The following is a 219-nucleotide window of genomic DNA, read 5'->3' on the forward strand; positions in this document are numbered from 1 at the left end:
ACTGGGCTGTCTGGGGTGGCGCTGCATTCAAGGCAACCGAAAAGGCTACCTTCAACCTGCAGCTCGCTTACGACGACACCAAGACCTTCGCAGCAACCGCAAACGTTGCTTACGAACTGGTTCCTGGTTTCACGATCACCCCGGAAGTTTCGTACACCAAGTGGGACGACAAGCGTTCCGTTCTTGATGGCCAGGATGCTTTCCAGGGCATGATCCGCT

General features: G+C 55.7%; 1 protein-coding gene. It reads left to right on the forward strand.

Translation table 11 applies throughout. The features are described 5' to 3' along the window. Positions 1 to 219 (forward strand): porin (locus F9K91_RS25830; protein ID WP_208852745.1); only part of this gene is annotated, 219 nt, incomplete at both ends.

Source organism: Brucella tritici (assembly GCF_008932295.1).
Classification (GTDB): domain Bacteria; phylum Pseudomonadota; class Alphaproteobacteria; order Rhizobiales; family Rhizobiaceae; genus Brucella; species Brucella tritici.